This is a genomic window from Caballeronia zhejiangensis, from assembly GCF_022879815.1.
Classification (GTDB): domain Bacteria; phylum Pseudomonadota; class Gammaproteobacteria; order Burkholderiales; family Burkholderiaceae; genus Caballeronia; species Caballeronia zhejiangensis.
This window is the reverse complement of sequence record NZ_CP084287.1, coordinates 455,694-477,940: the sequence shown is the minus strand read 5'-3', so window position 1 is coordinate 477,940 and position 22,247 is coordinate 455,694. Positions and strand designations below refer to the sequence as shown.

Sequence of the window (22,247 nt, the reverse complement as noted above, 5' to 3'; positions counted from 1 at the left end):
CGCCCATCACAGGAGCTGCCCCGATGAACGACGACGATCTGCCGACCGTCTTGCCGACGCTGTTGCCGCGGCTATGGCGGTTCGCTTTGAGGCTGACGCAGAATCAGCACGACGCCGAGGATCTGGTGCAGCGCGCCTGCGTGCGGGCGCTGGAGCGGCGCAGTCAGTTGCAGCCGGGGACATCGACGTTGAGCTGGCTTTTTTCGATCGTGCATTCGACCTGGATGAACGAACTGCGCGCCCGTTCGATTCGCAGCCGCGGCAGCATGGACTGGCAGGACGAGGAAATCGAATCGTTCGCCGATCCGTCGGCGCGCAATCCGGAACTGGATATGCTGCATCGCCAGGTGATCGACGCGGTCGAGGCGCTGCCCGAAGCGCAGCGCGTCGTGATGGTGCTGGTGGCGATCGAGGGCCTGAGCTATCGCGAGGCGGCCGAGGTGCTCGACGTGCCGATCGGCACGGTCATGAGCCGGCTGTCGCGCGCGCGGCTGACGATCGGTCAAAAATTCAGCGTGCAGGCGCCGGCGGCAGTTAGGAAAGGGGAATCCTTATGATGAATGTCGATGATTCGCTGCTGATGTCGTACGTCGACGGCGAGCTTTCGCCGGAACAGCGCGCGGAAATCGAAGCGGCGATCGCCCACTCCGACGAACTGGCGGCGCGCGCAGCGGCGCTGCAGGCGTCGGTGCTGCCGTATCGCGCCGCGTACGACCGGCAAACGGTGCCGCCCGTGCCGGAAAGCCTCACGCGCCGCATCGAGGAACTGGTGAGCGTCAGCACAACGCAGGAGCGCAAGGCGTCGCGCGGCTCACGCCGTTTTCCGATGCAATGGGCGGCCGCGGCCTTCGTCGCGGGCGCGATCTGCTCGGGCGTGCTCACCGGCTATCTCGGCGGCTTCAATCCGTTGAAGCGCGGCGCCGATCCGTGGGTGCAGAGCGTGGCGGACTATCAGGTGCTCTACGGACGCGACACGGTCGCCAATCTGCGGGAAGACAAGGCCAGCACGGAGCAGGTTCTGGCCGATATCCATCAGCGTGACGGCATGCCGATCGCGGTTCCGGATCTGCGTCAGGTCGGGCTCAAGTTCAAGCGCGTGCAGCGCCTGAATTACCATGACCGCCCGCTCATTCAGATGGTGTATCTGCCGGAGCGCGGCGATCCGGTGGCCCTGTGCGTGATCGAAGAAAACGAGAGCGACGCGCCGGTGCGTACCGGTCAGGTCGGCGAAATGAAGACGGTCACGTGGCGCACGAACCGGCTCGCTTACGTGCTGCTTGCCAAGTCGCCGTCGCTCGATCTACAGGCCGTCGGCAACGGCATCGCCAACGGGAAGATTGCGCCGCTGTACAGCGACCGCGCGGACGGCTCGCGCGACAGTTAGGGGAATCGTCTATACGTACGTGCCGCAGGGCCCCGGTCGAACCCGGCCGTGCGCCCTTCACGACGGCATTGGCAACGAACGCGTTCAGTGTTCGCTCTTGGCCGACTCCTTGCTGCGCTGCGCCGACTTTGCCCCTTCTTCTTGCTCGTTCATCCTGCTAGCTGCCGTTGCTCTAACGATTGCGGATGATATTCCTCTTCGTCGGGTCTTGTCGCCCAGGCCTCGACGAGCGCATCGCATTTTCGCAGTCCGGCCTGAGGGCAACGGCTTTGAGGGTATGGGCGACACCGTGCTAGTCCATTGCGTCATTGAAAAAGCACCCTATTTGGTATTCAATGAAACGGTTTTGCCAGGTTGAACAGACGACCGGATAGAATGCCAGCATGAAGAAGAGCAAATCACCGTTTCACGGTTTTCGTTTCCCGGCGTCGATCATCAGTTGCGCGGTGCGTTGGTACATGCGCTTCCACCTCAGCTTGCGCGACATCGAGGAGTTGTTGCTAGAGCGCGGGGTAAGCGTCACGTATGAGACGATCCGCCAGTGGTGCGAACGGTTTGGGTCTTGCTTTGCCCGTCGTGCGAAAGCCGCGCGCGGCAAGACGGGTTCAACCTGGCATCTGGATGAGATGTTCGTGAGCCTGCGTGGCGAGCCATACGTGCTCTGGCGTGCGGTCGACGAGCATGGCACGGAACTGGACGTGCTGCTGCAAAAGCGCCGCGACAAGGCTGCGGCGAAGCGTTTCTTCCAGCGCGTGCTGCGCGGCCACTCGGCCCCAAGCAAGATCGTAACCGATCAGCTCCGCAGCTACCCGTCAGCCAAAGCGGAGATACCGGGGTTGGCGCACGTCAAGCATGTATTCGTGAAAGCGGCCGCGCGCCTGAACAACCGGGCAGAGAACAGTCATCAACCCACGCGCGGTCGCGAGCGTCACATGCGCGGCTTTCGCGACCCGATCCTGACTCAGGCGTTTCTCTCGTGCTTCGGTCCGATCCGACAGCACTTCGCATTGCCTCGACATCGGATGAATGCGGGTCGTCACCGAGCGGAATTGAAGCAGCGCTTGGCAGCCTGGCATCAATGGACGATCTCAGAATCGAAGGTCAGTGGTATTTGATTAGTAAAGCTACCCTTTTCGAACCGTATGGACGTTTCTGAGTCAACTTGACAAAACCCTGCTCAATTGTCTCGGGCTGCGTCGTGGGGACGATGAGTACGGAGATTTGAGTTCCCTTGCTGGCCTCGAAGTCTTTCAAGGTTCGCTCAAGCGACGACCGCTGCTCACCCGTCAGCGTCCCCGTTTCATCGATAACCCGCGCCGTCAGCGGCGGCACCGATACGTCGGCATACGCACCCAGCCCGGCAAAACTCAGTGCTGCAATGACGAGTACGAGAAGCGCAGCAAAGGCCTTCAATTGTTGACTTCCGCTGGAAGACGAAGGCGCTGCACCAAAATCGACACGCGGCGGCTTTGCGATTTCTGCTTCGTTCGCCACAGAGAAATTCGGCTTTTCCTGATAACCAAAAGCTTTGGCCGTCAGGTTGTTGGGAAACGACCGTACAGTTGAGTTGTACTGCTGAACCGACTTGATGTATCGGTTGCGTGCCACGGCGATTCGATTCTCAGTTCCTTCGAGCTGCGCCTGCAAGTCTCGGAAGTTCGCGTCCGATTTCAGTTGCGGGTAGTTCTCCGACACCACCAGCAGGCGAGACAGGGACGAGGTGAGTTGACCCTGCGCCGACTCAAATCGTGCGAATGCTTGTGGGTCAGACAGCATTTCTGGGGTCGCTTGAATCGAGCCAACCTTTGAGCGAGCTTCCGTCACTCTAACCAGGACTTCCTTTTCCTGGTTTGCGTATCCCTTCACCGTGTTGACCAGATTGGGTACCAAGTCTGCACGACGTTAATACTGGTTTAGAACCTCAGACCAGCTCGCTTTCACCTGCTCGTCTTCAGTTTGGATGGCGTTATAGCCACATCCCGACAGCCCCAGAATTAGCGTCGCGAGAACGGCTGTCAAGAACACCTGCGCGAGGCGTTGCTTACCGTCGAAGAATCGCTGGCTGTCAGGCATAGGGGTTCCCTTTTCGTTCGACGATTTCCCTGCATGTCGCGCGCAGGGATGCAGCGCATTTTGCACAGCTCCATCGTACGGAGGCGCGCAAATAGTTGATTGACCCAAATCAACTTGGTAGAAGTGCGCCTCCCGTCCGCATGTACTGAGAAATACAACTCGAGCGCGGTTATCACGGACAGAGAGTGTCTTCGGCGTTTTCATTTTTGGTTGAGCCAAATCAATAGACATTGCGTCTCCGGCGGTAAATTGGAGACCGCTGTTTGAAGTCGTCCGGTCCGAAATTGTCTCCATGGAGAGCATCGATGAATCGTCTGAAAAAGCCCGCGCTTGTCACAGCGATGACCTTCGCCATGCACCTCGCAAGTGCGGCTGGCTCTCCAGCGACGACCGACGCCGCAGATCACAAAGCGCATCACCCTGCGGCGGGAAGCACATCGTCCGCGAAGAGTAAAAAGCTCGCGAGTGTTGAGCAGCAGATGAAACAAATGCAGGCGATGCACGAGAAGATGATGGCCGCGACGACGCCCGAGGAGCGCGCCGCACTGATGGGCGAGCAGATGAAGTCAATGCAGAACGGCATGCACATGATGGACATGATGAAGCAAGATTCCAGCGGGACGCCGATGTCGGGCCAGGCGCACGAAATGATGGAAAAGCGGCTCGACATGATGCAGATGATGATGCAGGCGATGATGGACCGCCAGTCTGCGCAGAATCCCCCGACGGGCAAGTAGTCTCACTTCGCGATTGGAGATGACGATGAATGATGTACAGCGCAGCTCGCGCCCCTTCTGGAAATCACGCTCCGCTTTTGGCCTATTGGCCTTCGCGGCTATCGCCTTGTTCCTTCTCTTTTCTGAGCACCGGGCGCACTTCCTTGGCGTGCTGCCATACCTCCTACTGCTTTCGTGCCCGCTGATGCATCTTTTCATGCACCACGGTCATGGTCACGCTCACGGAAATGGCGGTTCCGTGAGGAATGCAAACACACCCGAAGCAGGGGACAGCCATGAGCAGCATCGGTAACGGCTACGGACTGTGGAGTCTCGTAGTCATCAACTCGCTGGTGTTCATCATCTTCGCGTTCAGTTTCTTCAAGCCAGCAACGAGACGCGATTGGCGCACATTCGGCGGCTTCTCCGCGTTCGTTGTCGCACTATTCGCGGAGATGTATGGGTTCCCGCTCACCATCTATCTGCTCTCAGGATGGCTGCAGACGCACTATCCGCGAACAAACCTGTTCTCGCACGACTCGGGACACATCTGGTGGATGATGACCGGCCGGCATGGCGACCCGCATTTTGGGGTTCCTCACATATTGAGCATCGTCTTGATATTTGGCGGGTTTTATCTGCTGTCGACAGCGTGGCACGTCCTTTACCAAGCACAACGCGTCGGACAACTTGCCGCTACGGGACCCTACGCGAAAATTCGGCACCCGCAGTACGTTGCCTTTGTGGTCATCATGTTCGGGTTTCTGCTTCAGTGGCCGACGCTTGTCACGCTTGTGATGTTTCCTGTCCTGGTGTTCATGTACGTGCGGCTCGCGATTCAGGAGGAAAAGGATTCGGAAGCTCGCTTCGGGCAAGCCTGGCGAGAGTATGCAGCTCACACGCCGCGCTTTATCCCGCGACTGTCAAGCGACGAGACAGTCAAAGCTCATTGAGCTGACGGTGGACTCACACTATGCCCGCATCACACGCGCACGTTCACGGGAACACGCAACGGACTAACGGGAACGCCGGCCATCAGCACGTCGTCGTCGACGAGCAGTCCCCGCCTCCAGAGACCGGCGTCATCTACACGTGCCCGATGCATCCGCAAATCCGCGCGGCTGCGCCCGGCGCGTGCCCCATCTGCGGGATGGCCCTTGAGCCGATAACGCCGACCGGCACGCAAGAGCGAAACGTTGAACTCGAGTCGATGACCCGCCGTTTCTGGGTCGGGCTTGTTCTGTCGGTTCCGCTTCTCTTTATGACGATGGGCAGAATGTTTCTGCCCTTCGACATCGACTCAGCAATGAACGGCTTGTTTACTCGCGTCCCACACTGGATGACCGCATCGTGGTCCCAATGCGTCCAGGCGTTGCTGGCAACACCGGTTGTGCTGTGGGGCGGATGGCCCTTCTTCGAGCGAGGATGGAAGTCGTTCACCACGTGGCAGCTGAACATGTTCAGCCTCATCGCGCTGGGCGTTGCTGCGGCTTACGTGTTCAGCGTTTTCGCGCTGTTTTTCCCGGATGCGTTGCCGCAAGCGTTTCGAAGTGGACAGGAGCTACCGCTTTATTTCGAGGCTGCTGCTGTCATCGTAACGCTGGTTCTGCTCGGACAGGTGCTCGAACTTCGCGCACGCTCACGCACGTCGAGCGCCATACGTGACCTGCTGCAACTCGCTCCGCACACGGCGGTACGTATCCGAGCCGACGGTGCCGAGGAGACTATTCCCCTCGAAGCGGTTGCCGTCGGCGACATCTTGCGCGTCAAGCCCGGTTCGAAAATTCCAGTCGATGGTGTCGTGACGGACGGTCGTTCGAGCGTCGACGAATCGATGATTACGGGCGAATCAATTCCTGCGGAAAAGGTCGCGGGAAGCAAGGTGACCGGGGCGACGGTAAATCAGACGGGCAGCTTCCTTATGCGCACGGAGAAGGTCGGCTCCGAAACATTGCTCGCGCGAATTGTGCAGATGGTCGCAGACGCAGGCCGTTCGCGGGCGCCTATTCAGAAGCTCGCTGACCAGGTGGCGGGCTGGTTCGTGCTCGCGGTTATCGGAATAGCGGCCGCCGCATTCCTTGTCTGGGCCGTCGCCGGGCCTTCACCAACTCTGGCAAACGCGCTCGTCGTCGCCATCAGCGTGCTCATCATTGCCTGTCCCTGCGCCCTCGGCCTTGCCACGCCCGTGTCCATCATTGTTGGTGTTGGTCGTGGCGCGCAGAAGGGGGTGCTCATCAAGGACGCAGAGGCCCTCGAACTGATGGAGAAGGTCGACACGGTCGTTGTCGATAAGACTGGCACGCTGACCGAGGGCAAACCACGCGTTCAGAAGGCAGTCGCCCTGAAAGCGACGCAAGTGTCGATGATAGTCGGTTACGCAGCGAGCTTAGAGGGGGCCAGCGAGCACCCCCTCGCCCAGGCAATCACTGCCTACGCGAAGGAAATCGGCGCAGAGGCGTCCGAGGTCAAAGCATTCGACTCTGTGCCCGGAAAAGGTGTGACGGGAAAAATCGGCGGATACGGGGCGTCATTAGGTAACGCTCGAATGATGGCTGACTTGGGCATTGATTGCCGGCCGGTGGAGCACGAAACCGACCTATTGCGTGAAGCCGGGCAGACCGTCATGTATCTCGCGATAGACGGCGAGTTATCGGGATATATCGGCGTCGCCGACCCCGTCAAAGGCACGACACCGGAAGCCGTGCGGCAGTTGAAGGATTCCGGCGTCCGGATTGTGATGCTCACTGGCGACAACGAGGTCACGGCTCGCGCGGTCGCGAAGTCGCTGGCGCTCGACGGCGTGAAGGCTGGCGTCTTGCCTGAAGACAAATACAAACATGTTCAGGAGCTGCAACAGTCGGGGCACATCGTGGCCATGGCAGGCGACGGCGTGAACGATGCGCCCGCGCTCGCTCAGGCGAATGTGGGCATTGCGATGGGAACTGGCACTGATGTTGCGATGAACAGTGCGCGCGTCGTACTCGTCAAAGGCGACCTCCTGGGCATCGCTCGAGCTCGCTCGTTGAGCATGGCGACGATGAAGAATATCCGCGAGAATCTGTTCTTCGCGTTTGCCTACAACGCGGTAGGCATCCCGGTCGCGGCGGGCGTGCTTTATCCGTGGCTCGGCATTCTCCTCAGTCCAATCATCGCGAGCGCCGCTATGGCCCTGAGCTCGGTCTCTGTAATTGGAAACGCTCTGCGGCTGCGCGGGACACGGATATAAGCCAATCGACGCATGCACTTTACGCTGAGCATATGCGATTTCATCCGTGGCGCCATCTCAGCAGTCGCCTGCATCGTTCTTAATGCAGGTTGCCCGAACTACTTTTGACTGTTCTTTGCCTGCCATCGCTGCATCAGTGCGATTTCTTCCTTCTGAGCCTTCACTATACTGCGCGCCAGTTTTTTTCATCTCTGGGTCCTTTCCGTACTTCAGCTCTACCTCGGCCATGTCAATAGCCCCTTGATGATGGGGAATCATGTGGGCAACGAAGTCTTTATCGGCGTTACCGGTGTAAGCCGGTGCCTGCATCTGTTGCATCATCTTCTGGTCGGCTTGTTTGAACGCGTCGGTGGAACTTGATGACTTAGCGTCAGCGGAACTTGTCATGCTCATTGCCGGCATAGACGCCCCTTGCTGGGCGATTGCCGGACCGACTGTGAGTCCGAGCGCGAGCGCTGCGCATCGCACCGCCGTCCGAACTGAAGCTCGCGTTTGCATATTTTTCTCCCGCGTTAAAAATTCAATGTTGCTGATGGGAGCCGTGGCCGGGTGACTCCGCACAATGCCGGTGGGAGCTTGCTTCATGCCCATCACCGGTGTGGTCATGTTCGCCGCGTTCCATCATCCGCATCATTTCCGGGCCACCGGTCTTAAAAAAAACAACCGTCAATATTGCGAAGATAACGCCGAAAAAGATGTTCAGTATCGTCGTGTAGTTGAATGAAATCGCGGCGTCGACCACGGCAGTATGATGCTCGCGCGGAACCCAGCCCGCTAGCTGAAACACCATCTCCACAATAAGCGCAGCCACGACCATTGCAACATAAAAGGTCACGGCCATGAACGCGGTCATTCTCCCACCGTAGTATTTCCTATAGATGTTCAGGATGGGAAGGATGATGAGGTCGCCGAATATGAACGAGGCAACGCCTCCGAAGCTGATTCCTCCCTTCCATAAAACGGCGGCCAACGGTACGTTTCCGACCGAGCAGGTGAATGAGGCAACCGCAATGAGCGGGCCAATGAAAGCGCCCCAAATCATGGCGACGGTTGGATGATTCACCATGAAGAACTTTTGCCAAAAGCTGTCCGGCACCCACGCGGCTATGGCTCCGGCAACGAGTAGTCCAACGCCGATGTCCCGCCAAAGCATGGCCCAGTTCATCACATAGCTATGGCTGATAGTCTTCCAGCCATCCTTTGACGTGAGCCGCTGCTTCCACGTCCCGTTCTGTTCATCCATCGACATGGCGGCATGCCCTTCCATACTGCCTGCGATACCTTTGTTTGCTTGGTCGATGGCCTGCTTTTTCAGTGAGTCACGCAGAAAGAACCTAAAGAGCAGAACGAGCACACCAATCATGATGGCGCCACCGACGAACTCAGCGGCGGCAAATTGCCAGGCTATTAGCACCCACATCAGCATGCCTAAGTCGAGAACCAGGTTGGTCGCGGCGAACTGAAATGCCATCGTTGCTGTGAAGTCGGCCCCCTTCCGAATCATAGAGCGCGCCATGGCGACGGCGGCGTATGAGCAGGATGAGGACGCCGCGCCGAAGAGACTCGCCCGCGTCAGCGAACGCAAGGAATGGTCTGGTAGCAGCTTGGACATTTCCGCCTTCGAAACCGTCACTTCAATCACGGCAGAAAACAAGAAGCCCAGGCTAAGTCCCCAAAATATCTGCCATAACATGGTGAAAGACACCCACAGGGCGTGACAAAGTGCGCTGAGAATGTTCATCCCGGACTCCGTTTATGACGGTGGGGCTCGACTGCGAAGAAGGGGCCGGCGAGGTGACGTTCAGCAAACCGGTGCCCACGGTCGCCCGTGTGTCCTTCGTCTAACATGCTGACGATAGCGTCCGCGCAATTAGTCGCGCGCGAAGTTCCCTCAGCAGTCGAGCGAAAATGGCGTGCATCCTTGTCGGTATGACTGGTTCTACAGGCGCCAATCGATAGCAGCGACATAGCCAGCACCCGTCATGCCCACCCATTTTTCGCCCGCAGCGAGCCTCTGCACTGGGACCGCGCCGCCCGTGTTCGCGGCTTATGGAGCAATGACGATTGGATGGAAGCGGGCTTGCGCAATGGCAGAGGCGATGTCGTCCTGATTCGACGACGACTCAACCTGCACCGTCTTTGCTGCGACATCGATTTGTACTTTTGCCGCAGGGTCGAGTTTTGCCACCGCTTTGGTGATTACGCTTGCACATCCGCCGCACGACATGTCCGGTACTCTGAATTCATTTTCGCCTCCATCATCTGCGATTCTCCGTAGCATGAACTTTCCCATGCTGGGAAGGTCAAGAGGATTAAGCGGGGCCAGCAGACGCGAAAGTCGAACCGTTGAGTCGAGTTCGCACACCGCAGCAGGTCGGGTTACACACTGACACCTTCGCGCGGTTACACGGCTCGGCACCCCATGCTAGACTTCGCACCCATGTCTTATTGGCGCAAACTCATTCTCGTCCTGCTGCTTATGCTGAGCCTTCCGGTTCAGTCGTTTGCGGCCGTCTCGATGATTTGTGCGCCGTCGGAGGCGGCCGATGACGAAGCATCGACCCCCCATCACTTCCATCAATCTGGTGCAGCGGACGGGCATACGGCTGTGGCCGACAGCAATGACCACGATGGTCATCAACACAACGGCGGCCACCATGTTCATGCCTGTCTGACTTGCGCGTCCTGCTGTGTCGGTGCAGCGCTACCCGTAGTGCCTACGGTTTCCGCTATGAGTGACCTGATTCATTTCTCCGTCCCACTGCCTCCCGATGCCGGTGTCGTGTTGTTCCTGACCGACGGCATCGAACGTCCTCCCCGCTCCATTCTCGTCTAATCCGCTCACTCGCGGCCATTCGCTGCGACCAGCAAGTGCTTCTGGCGTCTTTCACGGGCGCCGGATGATTAACGACGAGAAAAATTCATGCGAACAATATCTGCGGCGCTCTTGGGCGCAAGCGCAGTGTTGCCGTTGCTCGCTCACGCCACAGTAGTCGTGCCCGACCCGACTGATGCCGGAGCATCGGTTCCGTCCGCTGCCGCGCACTCTGCGTTCGACGGATACAAATCCTGGCAGGACGGCGACGCACCGAGCTGGCAACAGTTGAACCGTGCTGTTGCGCCCAGTCGTGGCACGACAACCATCAAGCGCGGCCAGCAACCAGTTGCGACACCAGCAGGAAAGAACGGTCACGAACACGGGAGCGAGTCGAAATGATTCGGAACTTCGCCCCCAACCGCGTGGCATCCCTAGTCATTGCTACGGTACTTTTGGCCGGCTGCACGACGTTTTCAAAGGACGGTGGATTCAACACCGTGTCGACGACCGCGTCCGAGCGCCTTGGCAAGGATGCGGTCTACATAAAGACCGACGAAGACCGCGACGCCGCATTCAAGCGCACCCAGGAACTGCTGTCGAAGCCGCTCGGCATGGACGATGCCGTCCAGGTCGCGCTGCTGAACAACCGGGGACTCCAGGCTTCATACGGGGAACTCGGCATTTCCGAGGCCGACCTCGTGCAGGCGGGTCGCCTGCCCAATCCGGGCTTTACGTTCAGCCGCACGCACTGGAGCGACGGCTTTGGAATCAGCCGGACGTTCTCGATGGGCGTATTGGGAATTCTCACGCTTCCCGTGGCGACGCGCATCGAGAGCCGCCGCTTCGAACAGACGAAGCTCGAGACGGCCAACGCGATGCTCGCCGTAGCCGCTGACGCTCGCCGAGCCTATGTGAACGCGGTCGCTGCGGAGCAGGCAGCCCTTTACGCTGCCCAGGTCAAGGACTCGGCCGAGGCCGGCGCGGAGCTCGCCTTGCGCATGCGTCAGGCCGGCAATTTCAGCAAGCTCGATTACGCGCGTGAGCAGGCCTTCTACGCGGAGTCGGTCGCGCAGGTCGCAAAAGCCCGGCAGCAGTCAGTCTTGGCCCGGGAAAAGCTCACACGCACGATGGGGCTGTGGGGCTCGGGGACTCAGTACAAGTTGCCGGACCGACTACCCGACCTGCCGAAGGACAGGCCCCAATTGAGCGAGCTCGAGGGCTTTGCGATGCAGAATCGCCTGGACATTCAGGCGGCGAAACTGCGGACACAAAGTGTTGCAACCTCCCTGGGACTCAGCAAGGCGACACGCTTCGTCAATGCGCTCGATGTTGGCTATCTCAACAACTTCGAGACGGACAAGGGGCGCGAGCAGGGGTACGAAATCAGTGTCGAGATTCCCATCTTCGATTGGGGTAGCGCGAAGGTCGCACGCGCCGAAGCCATCTATATGCAGTCGGCGAACCGGCTCGCCCAGACGGCGATTGAGGCACGTTCCGAGGTACGCGAGTCGTACGCCGGTTATGTGACGAGCTACGACGTTGCGAAGCATTATCGTGATGAGGTCGTCCCTCTGCGCAAGACCATCTCGGATGAAATGCTGCTGCGTTACAACGGCATGCTCACGAGCGTGTTCGAGCTGCTTGCTGATTCACGCGACCAAGTCGCGGCCGTCAATGGATACATCGACGCCCTGAAAGACTATTGGGCTGCGGAGACGGACCTGCAGCAGTCGCTCGGTGGACGACTCCCACCTCTCGCCTCGCCACCGGCTGCAAGCCCATCCCAAGGCGAAGCGACTACATCTCCAACTGCGTCGCAAACACCTCGGGGCCCTCAGGCAGCAGGGCAGGATGCGCCGTCGCCCGCTCCCGCGACCCAACCGGCGTTGCCGACGAATTCAGAAGGTAAATGAACATGGTTTCACGTCGAAGTTTTATCGGCGGCTCGGGCGCTGCGCTCCTCGGAGCGGCATTGGTTAGCAAGGCTGGCGCGGCGTCGCTTCCCGAGGCGCCAACAATGGAAAAAACCGCCACACAGCCACCGCTGGTCCCACCCAATGGTCGCCCATATACGCCCGTTGCGACGTTGAACGGCTGGTCACTGCCGTGGCGGATGAAGAACGGGTGGAAGGAATTCCACCTGATTGCGGAGCCTGTGGTCCGCGAGATGGCGCCCGGAATGAAGGCGAATCTTTGGGGTTACAACGGCCAAGCACCCGGTCCGACCATCGAAGCGGTGGAAGGCGACAAGGTCCGCATCTTTGTCACCAACAAACTCCCGGAACACACCACGGTCCATTGGCACGGGATGCTGGTGCCTTCAGGGATGGACGGTGTCGGGGGCTTGACTCAACCACACATCCCGCCGGGCAAGACGTTTGTCTACGAGTTCCAGCTCGAGAAGCACGGCACCTTCATGTATCACCCGCATGCCGACGAGATGGTGCAGATGGCTATGGGGATGATGGGCACGTTCATCGTCCATCCGAAGAACCGCAGCGTCATGCCGGTCGACCGCGACTTCGTCTTCCTGATGTCCGCTTACGACATCGACCCGGGCAGCTTCACGCCCCGCGTCAACGAAATGACGGACTTCAACATGTGGACCTGGAATTCGCGGGTCTTTCCGGGCATCGACTCGCTACCGGTGCGCGCCGGCGACCGTGTTCGCATTCGCTTTGGCAACCTGACGATGACTAATCACCCGATTCATTTGCATGGGTACAGCTTCGAGGTCGCAGGAACCGACGGCGGTTGGATTCCGCCCTCCGCGCGCTGGCCGGAAGTCACCGCCGACGTCGCGGTCGGTCAGATGCGCGCCATCGAGTTCACGGCAAACCGGCCCGGCGACTGGGCGTTTCACTGCCACAAGTCGCATCACACGATGAATGCGATGGGACATCAGGTGCCTAACCTGATTGGCGTGCCGCAGAAAGACCTCGCGAAGCGCATCAACAAACTCGTGCCTGACTACATGGCGATGGGTAGTTCGGGAGGCTCGATGGGCGACATGGAAATGCCGCTGCCGGACAACACGCTTCCGATGATGACGGGCACGGGGCCGTTCGGCGCGCTGGAGATGGGTGGCATGTTCACCGTCGTCAAGGTGCGTGAAGGACTCGGTCGCAATGACTATCGCGACCCGGGCTGGTTCAAGCACCCGAAGGGAACCGTGGCTTACGAGTACACCGGTGAGTTGCCGGGTACCTGACTTGGCGAAAGGCCAGAGACGACTTCGGCCGATATTTGTAATTTCAACGTTGGGAGAGAACGTGATGAAGAACGCGATTGTTTCGATTGTGATGGGATGTGCCGTGGCAATTTCCGGGACCGCCCACGCGGCCGGCGACACGGCCGGCACAAATATGGCAAGCGGCGCGCAAGCCGGCGGGGACGCAAAGAACAGCATGTCGCATGGCGAAGTGAAGAAAGTGGACACCGCCGCCGGCAAGCTGACCATCAAACACGGGCCGCTCGAAAATCTCGACATGGAAGCGATGACGATGGTGTTCAAGGTAAGTGACCCGGCCATGTTGTCGCAAGTGAAGGTCGGCGACAAGATTGATTTCGTCGCAGAAGAAGTCAACGGCGCTCTCACTGTGACGAAGCTGCAGAAGCAGTGAACCTGAATGGGGCGCCGACGATATAGCTGTCGAACGCGCGAATCAATCCCGGGAGATAACAATCGTGAATACCCACACGTACACGCTTTTTGTTCGGGCAGCGACAATCACTGCTCTTGTGCTATCGCCCGCACTCGCATTTGCCCACGGCAAGCTTGAAAGCGCGACACCGACGGCCGGCAGCACAATCGATGGCTCGCCAGAGTCGCTTCGCCTGACGTTCAACGAGGACCTCGAGTCCACGTTCAGCACGATAAAAGTCGTCGATGCATCCGGGTCCCCTGCGACCAATGAGAAAGCAAAGGTCGACTCATCGAATCCGCGAGTGATGACGATTGCAGTTCCGAAGCTGGCTCCTGGCTCTTACACCGTGCAGTGGGCCGTTATGACGCATGATGCCCACAAGACAAAGGGCACTTACACGTTTGCGGTGAAGTGATGAACGACGGTTTCCTCGGCGTTTTGCGGCTGGCGTTTGTGGCGCTTCAAAACATCAGCTTCGCGATTGTCGTAGGCGCGTTGCTGAGTGATGCATGGTTGTCTCGCCGCACATCGCGATGGCAGACCCGGCTCAGTTGGCACCTGCTCCTCACCTTGCGCATCGCGTCGTTTGCTGTGCTTTTCTCCAGCGCTAGCGCATTCTGGATTCATTGCGCGCTGATGAGCGACTCAACACTCGCGGAAGCGGGTCCCGCTGTCCGCTCAATGCTCGTAGAGACCGGCTTTGGTCACGCATGGCTCGCAGGCGCGGGTTCCATGCTTGTCGTGACCATTCTGTCGCTTGCGCAGTCGGGACGTCCGATACGCTTTAAGCGGGTCCTTTGGCTCGCGCTCGCAAGTGTTGCTTTGTCGCGTAGCCATGCGGGCCATCCCGTCGATGCTGGCGCACTCAGCGTGCCCGTGTGGGTCGACTGGTTCCATTTGCTTTCCATCAGCGTCTGGGTCGGGCTCGTCCTCGTGACAACCTTTGTCGTTCTGCCACGCATGTTCAGTGCTCCAGTTGCGGAGCGTGCGAACAGTTCAGCGTTCGTCCGGTCGCTGTCTGACGCGGCCACGCTCGCGCTGGTCGTCCTGTTCATCACCGGTGCTTACAACGGATGGCGCGGGGTGAACACGTCTGAGAGCTTAGTGACGTCGACGTACGGGCAAGTACTGTTGCTCAAGCTCGCCCTCGTGCTCATTGCCGCCGCGCTTGGCGCACATAACCGGTTCGTTGAGATGCCGCGAATGCTTGCGTCGTTTAAGGAAGCAGGTGCAGATGCCACTGGTCGACCGCTGAAACGTTTTGCGGCTGTTCTGCGAGTCGAATCCGTCGTGCTCGCTGGCGTGGTTGGCGCCGCTGCAGTTCTTGGGTCCAGTCCTCTCCCGGGAACGTCCTAAGAGCATACCTCCTCGGACATGCGAAGAGAATGTCCGTTTAGGTGCGTGAGGGAGCCGCTCGAGTGACCGCACGCTGAAGACGGCGGATGGCTGTAATTGGCCGAGCCCTGACGGGTGGCTCACGCACGGACTTCGGCCAAAGCCGACGCTCGCCGTTCGTCCGCGGCGCGGCTGCAGCTCGCCGCATTGCTGTCATTCGCGACGCGGCGCGGTAAAAACGTCGGCATTTCGCCCGTCGAACGAGTCTTCACCACCCATAGCCCACGCCGCGTTGTCACGGATCCAAAGGCAGGTATCAAAGTGGAGCGGTCATCCAAGCGACTTCTCCGTGTGACAGTAGCCCGGCTTTCGGGCTCTGGAGCCGACCCCAATGTCAGTGGCCCCAGCGCAAATCCGTGGTGATGAGAAGCGAGCGCGCCCGGTGAATCGCCGATTGCCGCTGCCATGAGCTGCCAGTACGTCCTCCAAGCGACGTCAAATTCGACGACGTATCGACGGGCAACTTTACGGTCCAGCGGCGCGAGCTTCGCACCGCGACGCCTACTCCTCCTCTACTGCCCGAAGTAGCCGGTTACCGGACAGGGCGTAGAACATCCGCCGTGACAACGGACCGGCAGGGGCATCATCGAGGAAACGGCGCTTAAGACTCCGGTAAGGAAGGCCGCACAACATGGTCAATATCCACTCGAGGATCTCATGAGCAGATCGCTTCTTTCGTTGCGGCGTTTGCGCGCAGCTCTCTTGCTGATTTCGACCGCTACTGCAATGGCCACAGCCAACGCTGCTGCCCCTTCTGAACTTCTTAGTTCCTACCAGGCGCAGTCGGACGGTGCAGCGCCACTCCCTTCGCGGGGGCAGCTCTTCTTTAATTCTTCGCATGGTCATGAGTGGACTTGCGCCACGTGCCACGGCGCAATTCCCACACGGACGGGCAAGCATGCGGCCACGGGCAAGGCAATCACTCCCCTCGCTCCTGCGTTCAACCCGGAGCGATTCACCGACGCAGCGAAAACCGAGAAATGGTTTCGTCGCAATTGCAACGACGTGGTCGGACGGGAGTGCACCTCATCCGAAAAGGCAGATCTGCTGGCGTGGCTGCTGACGCTGAGGCCGTAAGCGACTTCTCTCCTCGAACGAACCTCTTCCTGACAGGACCGTTTCCGATGCCATTCAATCTCGTGCCCCGTTCTGTAGGAGTTTGGGTTGGCGCTCTGCTCGCGTCACTGGCGGCTTCCAGCGTGACGGCCGATGTTGATGAGACGCGTAACCAGGTCAACCCCCTGCCGAAGTATCGGCAGGAATGCGCGTCGTGCCATATCGCCTACCCGCCGGGTATGTTGTCCGCAGGATCGTGGCAACGCATTCTGAGCAATATGTCCCACCATTTCGGCACCGATGCCTCGCTTGACGCTGACTCCGTCAAACAAATCTCGACGTGGCTTGCTGCGAATTCATCGGGAGACGCAGGCGCGCCCGCGTCACCGCCCGAAGAACGCATTACCCGGTCGACGTGGTTTCGACAGGAACACGCAGAGGTATCCGCGGCTGTATGGAAACGTCCAGCAGTCAGGAGCGCATCGAACTGCGCCGCGTGCCATACCCATGCAGACCAAGGAAATTTCAATGAACACTTCATCCAGATTCCGCGATAACAACGCCGCGGCGGACGCAGAGGACAGCCGTATTCTGGTCTGGGATGCGCCCGTACGCCTGTTTCACTGGCTGTTCGCAGCCTGCTTTGCCGGTGCATGGCTGACGGCGGAAAGCGAGCATTGGCGGCTCGTCCACGTCACGCTAGGTTATACGGCGGGCGGTCTCGTGATCTTTCGGCTAGGGTGGGGACTGATCGGAACGAAGTACGCCCGTTTCTCGAGCTTCGTTCGCGGACCCGCCCGCGCGTGGCAGTATGTCCTTGATCTCTTGCGTGGCCGCCCACAACGTCATGTCGGCCACAACCCGGCAGGCGCCGTCGTCATCGTCGCCATGCTAGCTTTGGCATGCGTATTGACCATCACCGGTTGGGCGACCTATAACGATGCGGGCGGAACGTGGCTGGGTGAAGTGCACGAAGGCGTGGCCAATCTGATGCTAGCGCTGGTTGGGGTACACATCGCGGGTGTCGTCGTGAGTAGCTGGCTCCATCGGGAAAACCTCATCGGCGCGATGGTCAGCGGGCACAAATCCGGGCAACCCGACGAAGGCGTTCGACATGCATGGCGAAGTGTTGCCGCGCTGATGCTGATAGCCGTGCTCGCGTTCTGGTGGTGGCAATGGCACGGTGCACCCATGTTGCCTTTGTTCGGACATGATGTCGCTGCCGGGCAGCAAAGGTTGTCCGAATGACAGCGGTGACTGACAAAACGATTTCGTAAAATGCGGATACTGCTTATCGAAGACGATCCCTTGCTAGGCGATGGCGTTCGTGCCGGCCTGCGACAGGTAGGATTCCAGGTCGACTGGGTACGTGACGGCGCCGCTGCCGAGACGGAGTTGCGTAACGATGTGTACGCGGCGGCCGTCCTTGATCTCGGGCTGCCGCGCAAGGATGGGATTGAAGTACTATCGTCGGTGCGTCGCGCTGGCGTGACCTTGCCGGTACTCGTGCTGACTGCACGCGACACCGTTCCTGACCGTGTCCGTGGACTGGACATCGGCGCCGACGATTACGTCGTCAAGCCCATTGACTTGCAGGAACTTGCGGCTCGGCTACGGGCACTGGTACGTCGCGCGCACGGAGTGTCGCAGGAAGCCCTGCGCGTTCAAAACGTCGCCCTCGAACCCGCGACGCGATGCGTCTACAAGAATGAGGAGCCGGTAACGCTTTCCTCGCGCGAATTCGATCTGTTGCAGACCCTCATGCTGAACGCGGGCCGTGTGCTGTCCCGTGAGCAACTCGAGCAAGCCATTTACGGTTGGGGACAGGAGGTGGAAAGCAACGCAGTGGAAGTGCACATTCATCGCCTTCGTACCAAGCTCGGCAGCGACCTGATCAAGACAGTTCGTGGCGTCGGCTACGTTTTGATGCTCGAGGACTCCGCCACGCGATGATTCTGCCGCGTTCACTACAAGGCCGTCTGCTGGTCCTGGTGATCGGCGTCGTGGTCGGCGTCTGGCTGATTACCGCGCTGTTCATCTGGCGCGACGCACGTAAGGAACTTGATGAACTGCTCGACAGTCATCTCGCTCAGGCCGCAGCGCTACTAGTCATCCAGCAAACTCAGTCGATCGACGACGATGACACCATCGAATCGCGCGTGCCCCACCCCTATGCGCCTAAGGTTGTTTTTCAGATATTTCATGACGGGCAAGCGGTGGTCCGGTCTGCCAACGCACCGACCGAGCCCATGATCCCTGGGGATCGTCACATTGATAAAGGTTTCGCGACTGTGCAGATTAATGGGGAAGCTTGGCGCGTGTTTTCAATGCGCGTGCTGCGAGAAGACACCCGCGTGTACGTCGGTGAGCGTGTCGATTCCCGCACCGCGATACTGCTCGCCGTATTGCGCGGCACGCTCTGGCCGATGGCCCTTGCCCTGCCGCTTTTCGGAATTGCAACTGGGTGGGCGGTGCGGCAAGGCGTAGCACCCCTCAAACGACTGGGTCGTACGATCGCCCTGCGTGGCCCCGATGATCTTGCGCCTGTCGTAATGCCGCAAACGCCCGCCGAAATCTCCCCAGTACTCGATGCGCTCAATCAGTTGTTCGTCCGCATTCAGACTGTATGGGAGGCTGAGCGCCGTTTTACCGCGGATGCAGCCCACGAGTTGCGCACGCCGATCGCGGCGATTCGAACGCAGGCCCAGGTCGCGCTGGCCGAAACGGATGACACGCTTCGCCAACACGCGTTGCACGCTACTCTAGAAGGGTGTGACCGTGCGACACGTCTCGTGGACCAGTTGTTGGTTCTATCGCGACTCGAGTCTGGAGCGACACTCGAGCTGACGACCGTCGATCTCAGCGCGCTCGCGCAACGGGTGGTCGCGGAACTAGCGCCGAGGTCCCTCGGCAAGCGGCAGTCATTAGAATTCGACGGTGCGAAGGATTGCCATGTCTCAGGCGACGAAACGTTGCTCGCCGCTCTGGTGCGCAATCTCGTGGACAATGCCATCCGCTACAGCCCGCCTGGCGCATCGGTGCGAATCAAGACTGACACGAACCAAGACCGAGCCGTGCTGTCAGTCGAAGACAGCGGCCCGGGGCTCGCAGATGCGGATCGGTCGAGACTGGGGGACCGCTTCTTCCGCGTGTCGGGCACGGCCGAAAGCGGCAGCGGCCTGGGCTGGTCGATCGTGCAGCGAATCGTGGACCTTCACGCAGCGGCGGTCAACGTGCGTCGATCCCGCGATCTCGGGGGGCTCGAAGTCGAGGTCAAGTGGGACGCGGTCGGCATCTGATCCGAAACGCCATAGCGCCTGCACGCCGATTACACCTACTTCGAGCGATCACCGTCGATCCTAACCCGGACCGACGCAGGAGTTCGCCTTCATCAAGCAACCGAGCCGCTACGTCTCGATGACGCAGCGCGGCTCCTCAACGCTCAACTGTTCGTCACAGGCACGCTTCGAAAGCGTGAGATAGCGCGGAGCATACCCGGCAGCGTTGCCGTAGCCGGTCGTGCGTACTACGCCCCGCTTCCGTGCTACTTCAGGCGAACGCGGCTTGATACGATTGGTTGGGCGATTTTTCTTCAAAGTCCTTCCTCTAACGAGTGAAACAATTCATCTTCTTGCGCGCAATGCAGGCGCACGATTGCATCGAGTCCATACAGTAGACGCTGGAACTCGCTCATTCCAGCGGCATCGGGTCCCTGGGGTGGCACGTTCTCCGTCATTTGCCGGAGCAACCGGGTAATTCGAAAAATCTCGCGGTGCGTGGCGCTCATTGCCGCCAACGGGTCCTCTCCGCCGACAAGACGTGCCACGCCCGGATACACCTCCAGGTCGTCGCGCCGCTCATGCGGCACAAGCTGACCTTCGAGCATCTCGTTCAAAATCGCGAGCGCCCCCGCAACCGATGTAACTGGCATACGCGGCAGCTTGTCCGCGAGTTCCCTAATTCGGTCCATCACCGGACCGAGCTCGAGGTGCTCGGTTTTGAGGTGATCCGCATCACTATGGGAAAGGGAGCCGACAGTTTCCGTCGATCGTATTCGCAAGACTCGCAGCGCGTTTGCAATGACGGCGATATCGATGATCTCCTGGAGTATCGCGCCCAGCAGAGGCGGCAAAAATCCGAAGGCGGCGACAGCCATTGCTGCAAACGAAAGCGCCATCCCCGCCATCACGCTCTGCAAAGCGATTCGCCTCGTCTGGCGCGCCACTCGCACCCCCTCGACAAGCCTGTCCAGCCGATCGACCAGCAAGACGACGTCGGCTGCTTCTGACGATGCCGCGGCTCCCCGTGCACCCATCGCAACGCCGACATCGGCGGCCGCGAGCGCGGGGGCGTCGTTGATGCCATCGCCGATCATGATGACCGTCCCTCCCCGACGCGCTGCCCGAATCGCCTCGAGCTTGTCTGACGGTGTCTGCTCTGGCATCACTTCGGTCACGCCGAGCATGGCGCCCACGGTCTCGGCAACGTCGCGACGGTCCCCCGTGAGCATGACGAAGCGTCCGATGCCTTCCCGTCGCAACAGCCGCAGTGCGCGGGGGGTCTCCAGGCGGATCTGATCGGCCATCTGGAGGGCGCCCATCATGGCGCCGTCCACGCCGACAAATACTGCGGAAGCGCCCTCGTACGCCACGCGCTGAAGGAACGCTGCGCTCCACGGGGCTGGCGTTGCCAGCGACGACACAAAAGCAAACGAACCGATGGCGACTGTATGTCCTTCCACTTCGCCCTGCACGCCGGCGCCGGGCTGCTCAACGACCTGGCGGGGTGCCGCAAGAACAAGATTACGCTCGCGCGCGGCCGTGGCTACCGATTCCGAGATGACGTGGGCAGAGGCCTGACTGAGAGACGCAGCGAACCGCAACACAGTCTCCGGTGAAGCGCCCGGGGCGGTTTCTATCGAGACGAGGCGTGCGTATCCGCCTGTCAGCGTTCCTGTCTTGTCGAAGAACAGTACGCTAGCGCGCGCCAGCCTCTCCAGTGCCCCACCGCCTTTGATCAGCACCCCACGTCTGGCGCAACGCGACATGCCGGAGACGACGGCCACGGGGACCGCAAGAATCAGCGGGCAAGGCGTGGCGACGACAAGTACTGCAAGAGCCCGAACCGCGTCGCCGGTCGTGAACCAGCTTCCTCCCGCAAGCACCAATGCGGCCAGCACGAACAGCAGCGCATAACGGTCGGCAAGCCGCGTTGCTGGACTCCGTTCATGTTGAGCGGACTCCACCATGCGGACGATCCCTGCAAACGTGCTTTCTCTGGCGCTCGCAGCAGCGATCATCTCGAACGCCGCTCCCACGTTGACGACGCCGCTACTCACCGATTCGCCGGGGGATCGCTGCCGAACGACGGATTCTCCGGTGAGAGTGGATTCGTCGAGTTGCGCGTGGCTTGAAAGGGAGCCATCTACAGGAACAAACTCGCCGCTACGAACGAGCAGACGATCGCCGGGACTTACGGTGTCCAGTTCGACGTGGCGCCACTCTCCGGCTTCGAATCGATTGGCGTGACGCGGGGCGCGACTCAGCAGCGCGGTCATTTCCCGACGCGCCCGCTGCTCTGCATATTGTTCGAGCGCCCGTCCGCTCGCGACCATTAAGCCAATCACTGCGGCCGTCAGAAACTCGCTCAGTCCCAGAGCGAACCCAATGGCCAGCAGGGCAAGCACATCGACGCCCGCTTCTCGCCGCCGAAGCGCCTTGACGACGGATCCCACTAAGGCAAGTAGGATGGGCAAGGTTCCAGCCGTCCAGAAAGCGTGCGCAACTGCTCCATTGCCGAAGATGACGAACGCGAGGCCTGCAATCAGGCTTCCCGCCGAGATAAGCAAGAGTGCGAAATCGGCTGTGCGAAACAGGCGTGACATGACGGGTCGATGGAAATGAGTCGAGATCCGACGAGGGACGTGTCTCTC

The 22,247-nt window shown here is 60.0% G+C and carries 23 protein-coding genes and 2 pseudogenes; 19 read left to right on the top strand and 6 right to left on the bottom strand.

Annotated features, from left to right (window positions below):
• Positions 1 to 23 precede the first annotated feature (23 nt).
• From LDZ23_RS31940 to LDZ23_RS31930, 3 genes are all read left to right on the top strand, one after another.
• Positions 24 to 557: an RNA polymerase sigma factor gene (locus LDZ23_RS31940; protein WP_061159553.1), complete on the top strand. Its 534-nt coding sequence runs from the start codon at positions 24 to 26 to the stop codon at positions 555 to 557.
• Positions 554 to 1,384 carry an anti-sigma factor family protein gene (locus LDZ23_RS31935; RefSeq protein ID WP_244808412.1) on the top strand — a complete coding sequence of 277 codons (831 nt, stop codon included), beginning with the start codon at positions 554 to 556 and terminating at the stop codon, positions 1,382 to 1,384. The genes LDZ23_RS31940 and LDZ23_RS31935 overlap by 4 nt, the downstream gene beginning before the upstream one ends.
• Before the next feature lie 383 nt (positions 1,385 to 1,767).
• The gene (locus LDZ23_RS31930) at positions 1,768 to 2,499 is read left to right on the top strand and encodes an IS6 family transposase (protein ID WP_244808411.1); all 732 of its coding nucleotides are present in this window, start codon (positions 1,768 to 1,770) and stop codon (positions 2,497 to 2,499) included.
• Here the strand turns inward: LDZ23_RS31930 and LDZ23_RS31925 are convergent.
• Both LDZ23_RS31925 and LDZ23_RS31920 read right to left on the bottom strand, forming a co-directional pair.
• On the bottom strand, positions 2,486 to 2,716 hold the full coding sequence (locus LDZ23_RS31925) for a TPM domain-containing protein (protein WP_244808871.1): 231 nt from the start codon (positions 2,714 to 2,716) through the stop codon (positions 2,486 to 2,488). The two genes, LDZ23_RS31930 and LDZ23_RS31925, sit on opposite strands and share 14 nt — an antisense overlap.
• Positions 2,717 to 2,803: 87 nt before the next feature.
• Positions 2,804 to 3,457: pseudogene (locus tag LDZ23_RS31920) on the bottom strand (LemA family protein); the annotation flags it as partial.
• A gap of 305 nt (positions 3,458 to 3,762) precedes the next feature.
• Between LDZ23_RS31920 and LDZ23_RS31915 the strand changes: the two are divergent.
• From LDZ23_RS31915 to LDZ23_RS31900, 4 genes are read left to right on the top strand one after another with little or no spacing between them, the layout of a single operon-like run.
• On the top strand, positions 3,763 to 4,194 hold the full coding sequence (locus LDZ23_RS31915; protein ID WP_244808410.1) for a hypothetical protein: 432 nt from the start codon (positions 3,763 to 3,765) through the stop codon (positions 4,192 to 4,194).
• Between the two features lie 19 nt (positions 4,195 to 4,213).
• Positions 4,214 to 4,486, top strand: coding sequence for a DUF2933 domain-containing protein (locus LDZ23_RS31910; protein ID WP_244808409.1), 273 nt, complete (start codon positions 4,214 to 4,216; stop codon positions 4,484 to 4,486).
• Complete coding sequence (locus LDZ23_RS31905) at positions 4,470 to 5,126, top strand: methyltransferase family protein (protein ID WP_244808408.1); 657 nt, start codon at positions 4,470 to 4,472, stop codon at positions 5,124 to 5,126. The genes LDZ23_RS31910 and LDZ23_RS31905 overlap by 17 nt, the downstream gene beginning before the upstream one ends.
• Positions 5,127 to 5,146: 20 nt before the next feature.
• Positions 5,147 to 7,399 (top strand): copper-transporting P-type ATPase, encoded by a 2,253-nt coding sequence (locus tag LDZ23_RS31900; RefSeq protein ID WP_342346284.1) that lies wholly within the window; start codon positions 5,147 to 5,149, stop codon positions 7,397 to 7,399.
• Positions 7,400 to 7,497: 98 nt separating this feature from the next.
• Here the strand turns inward: LDZ23_RS31900 and copM are convergent.
• The 3 genes and pseudogenes from copM to LDZ23_RS31885 form a co-directional block, all read right to left on the bottom strand.
• A pseudogene (copM, locus tag LDZ23_RS31895) lies at positions 7,498 to 7,897 on the bottom strand (CopM family metallochaperone).
• Positions 7,898 to 7,919: 22 nt separating this feature from the next.
• A complete protein-coding gene (locus LDZ23_RS31890) occupies positions 7,920 to 9,140 on the bottom strand; it encodes a permease (protein ID WP_244808406.1) in 1,221 nt (406 codons plus the stop codon).
• Positions 9,141 to 9,446: 306 nt separating this feature from the next.
• Positions 9,447 to 9,692: a heavy-metal-associated domain-containing protein gene (locus LDZ23_RS31885; RefSeq protein WP_244808405.1), complete on the bottom strand. Its 246-nt coding sequence runs from the start codon at positions 9,690 to 9,692 to the stop codon at positions 9,447 to 9,449.
• A gap of 129 nt (positions 9,693 to 9,821) precedes the next feature.
• On the opposite strand from LDZ23_RS31885, the gene LDZ23_RS31880 reads away from it, so the two are divergent.
• From LDZ23_RS31880 to LDZ23_RS31825, 12 genes are all read left to right on the top strand, one after another.
• Complete coding sequence (locus tag LDZ23_RS31880; RefSeq protein WP_244808404.1) at positions 9,822 to 10,235, top strand: hypothetical protein; 414 nt, start codon at positions 9,822 to 9,824, stop codon at positions 10,233 to 10,235.
• Positions 10,236 to 10,322: 87 nt separating this feature from the next.
• On the top strand, positions 10,323 to 10,616 hold the full coding sequence (locus LDZ23_RS31875) for a hypothetical protein (RefSeq protein WP_244808403.1): 294 nt from the start codon (positions 10,323 to 10,325) through the stop codon (positions 10,614 to 10,616).
• The gene (locus tag LDZ23_RS31870; RefSeq protein ID WP_244808402.1) at positions 10,613 to 12,130 is read left to right on the top strand and encodes a TolC family protein; all 1,518 of its coding nucleotides are present in this window, start codon (positions 10,613 to 10,615) and stop codon (positions 12,128 to 12,130) included. Before LDZ23_RS31875 ends, LDZ23_RS31870 begins: the two co-directional genes overlap by 4 nt.
• A gap of 2 nt (positions 12,131 to 12,132) precedes the next feature.
• Entirely contained in the window at positions 12,133 to 13,428 is a 1,296-nt protein-coding gene (locus LDZ23_RS31865; protein WP_244808870.1) for a multicopper oxidase family protein, read from the top strand.
• Positions 13,429 to 13,492: 64 nt separating this feature from the next.
• Positions 13,493 to 13,840, top strand: a complete 348-nt coding sequence (locus LDZ23_RS31860) for a copper-binding protein (RefSeq protein WP_244808401.1) — start codon at positions 13,493 to 13,495, stop codon at positions 13,838 to 13,840.
• 64 nt (positions 13,841 to 13,904) lie between these two features.
• Positions 13,905 to 14,279, top strand: coding sequence for a copper homeostasis periplasmic binding protein CopC (copC, locus tag LDZ23_RS31855; protein ID WP_244808400.1), 375 nt, complete (start codon positions 13,905 to 13,907; stop codon positions 14,277 to 14,279).
• Positions 14,279 to 15,220, top strand: coding sequence for a CopD family protein (locus LDZ23_RS31850; protein WP_244808399.1), 942 nt, complete (start codon positions 14,279 to 14,281; stop codon positions 15,218 to 15,220). The genes copC and LDZ23_RS31850 overlap by 1 nt, the downstream gene beginning before the upstream one ends.
• Before the next feature lie 696 nt (positions 15,221 to 15,916).
• The gene (locus LDZ23_RS31845) at positions 15,917 to 16,336 is read left to right on the top strand and encodes a DUF1924 domain-containing protein (protein ID WP_244808398.1); all 420 of its coding nucleotides are present in this window, start codon (positions 15,917 to 15,919) and stop codon (positions 16,334 to 16,336) included.
• Positions 16,337 to 16,383: 47 nt separating this feature from the next.
• The gene (locus LDZ23_RS31840; RefSeq protein ID WP_244808397.1) at positions 16,384 to 16,872 is read left to right on the top strand and encodes a diheme cytochrome c; all 489 of its coding nucleotides are present in this window, start codon (positions 16,384 to 16,386) and stop codon (positions 16,870 to 16,872) included.
• Positions 16,844 to 17,563: a cytochrome b/b6 domain-containing protein gene (locus LDZ23_RS31835; protein ID WP_244808396.1), complete on the top strand. Its 720-nt coding sequence runs from the start codon at positions 16,844 to 16,846 to the stop codon at positions 17,561 to 17,563. The genes LDZ23_RS31840 and LDZ23_RS31835 overlap by 29 nt, the downstream gene beginning before the upstream one ends.
• A 30-nt stretch (positions 17,564 to 17,593) precedes the next feature.
• Positions 17,594 to 18,268, top strand: coding sequence for a winged helix-turn-helix domain-containing protein (locus LDZ23_RS31830; protein WP_244808395.1), 675 nt, complete (start codon positions 17,594 to 17,596; stop codon positions 18,266 to 18,268).
• Complete coding sequence (locus tag LDZ23_RS31825) at positions 18,265 to 19,614, top strand: ATP-binding protein (protein ID WP_244808394.1); 1,350 nt, start codon at positions 18,265 to 18,267, stop codon at positions 19,612 to 19,614. Before LDZ23_RS31830 ends, LDZ23_RS31825 begins: the two co-directional genes overlap by 4 nt.
• A 293-nt stretch (positions 19,615 to 19,907) precedes the next feature.
• Here the strand turns inward: LDZ23_RS31825 and LDZ23_RS31820 are convergent, their stop codons facing one another.
• Entirely contained in the window at positions 19,908 to 22,199 is a 2,292-nt protein-coding gene (locus LDZ23_RS31820) for a heavy metal translocating P-type ATPase (RefSeq protein ID WP_244808393.1), read from the bottom strand.
• Positions 22,200 to 22,247 lie beyond the last annotated feature (48 nt).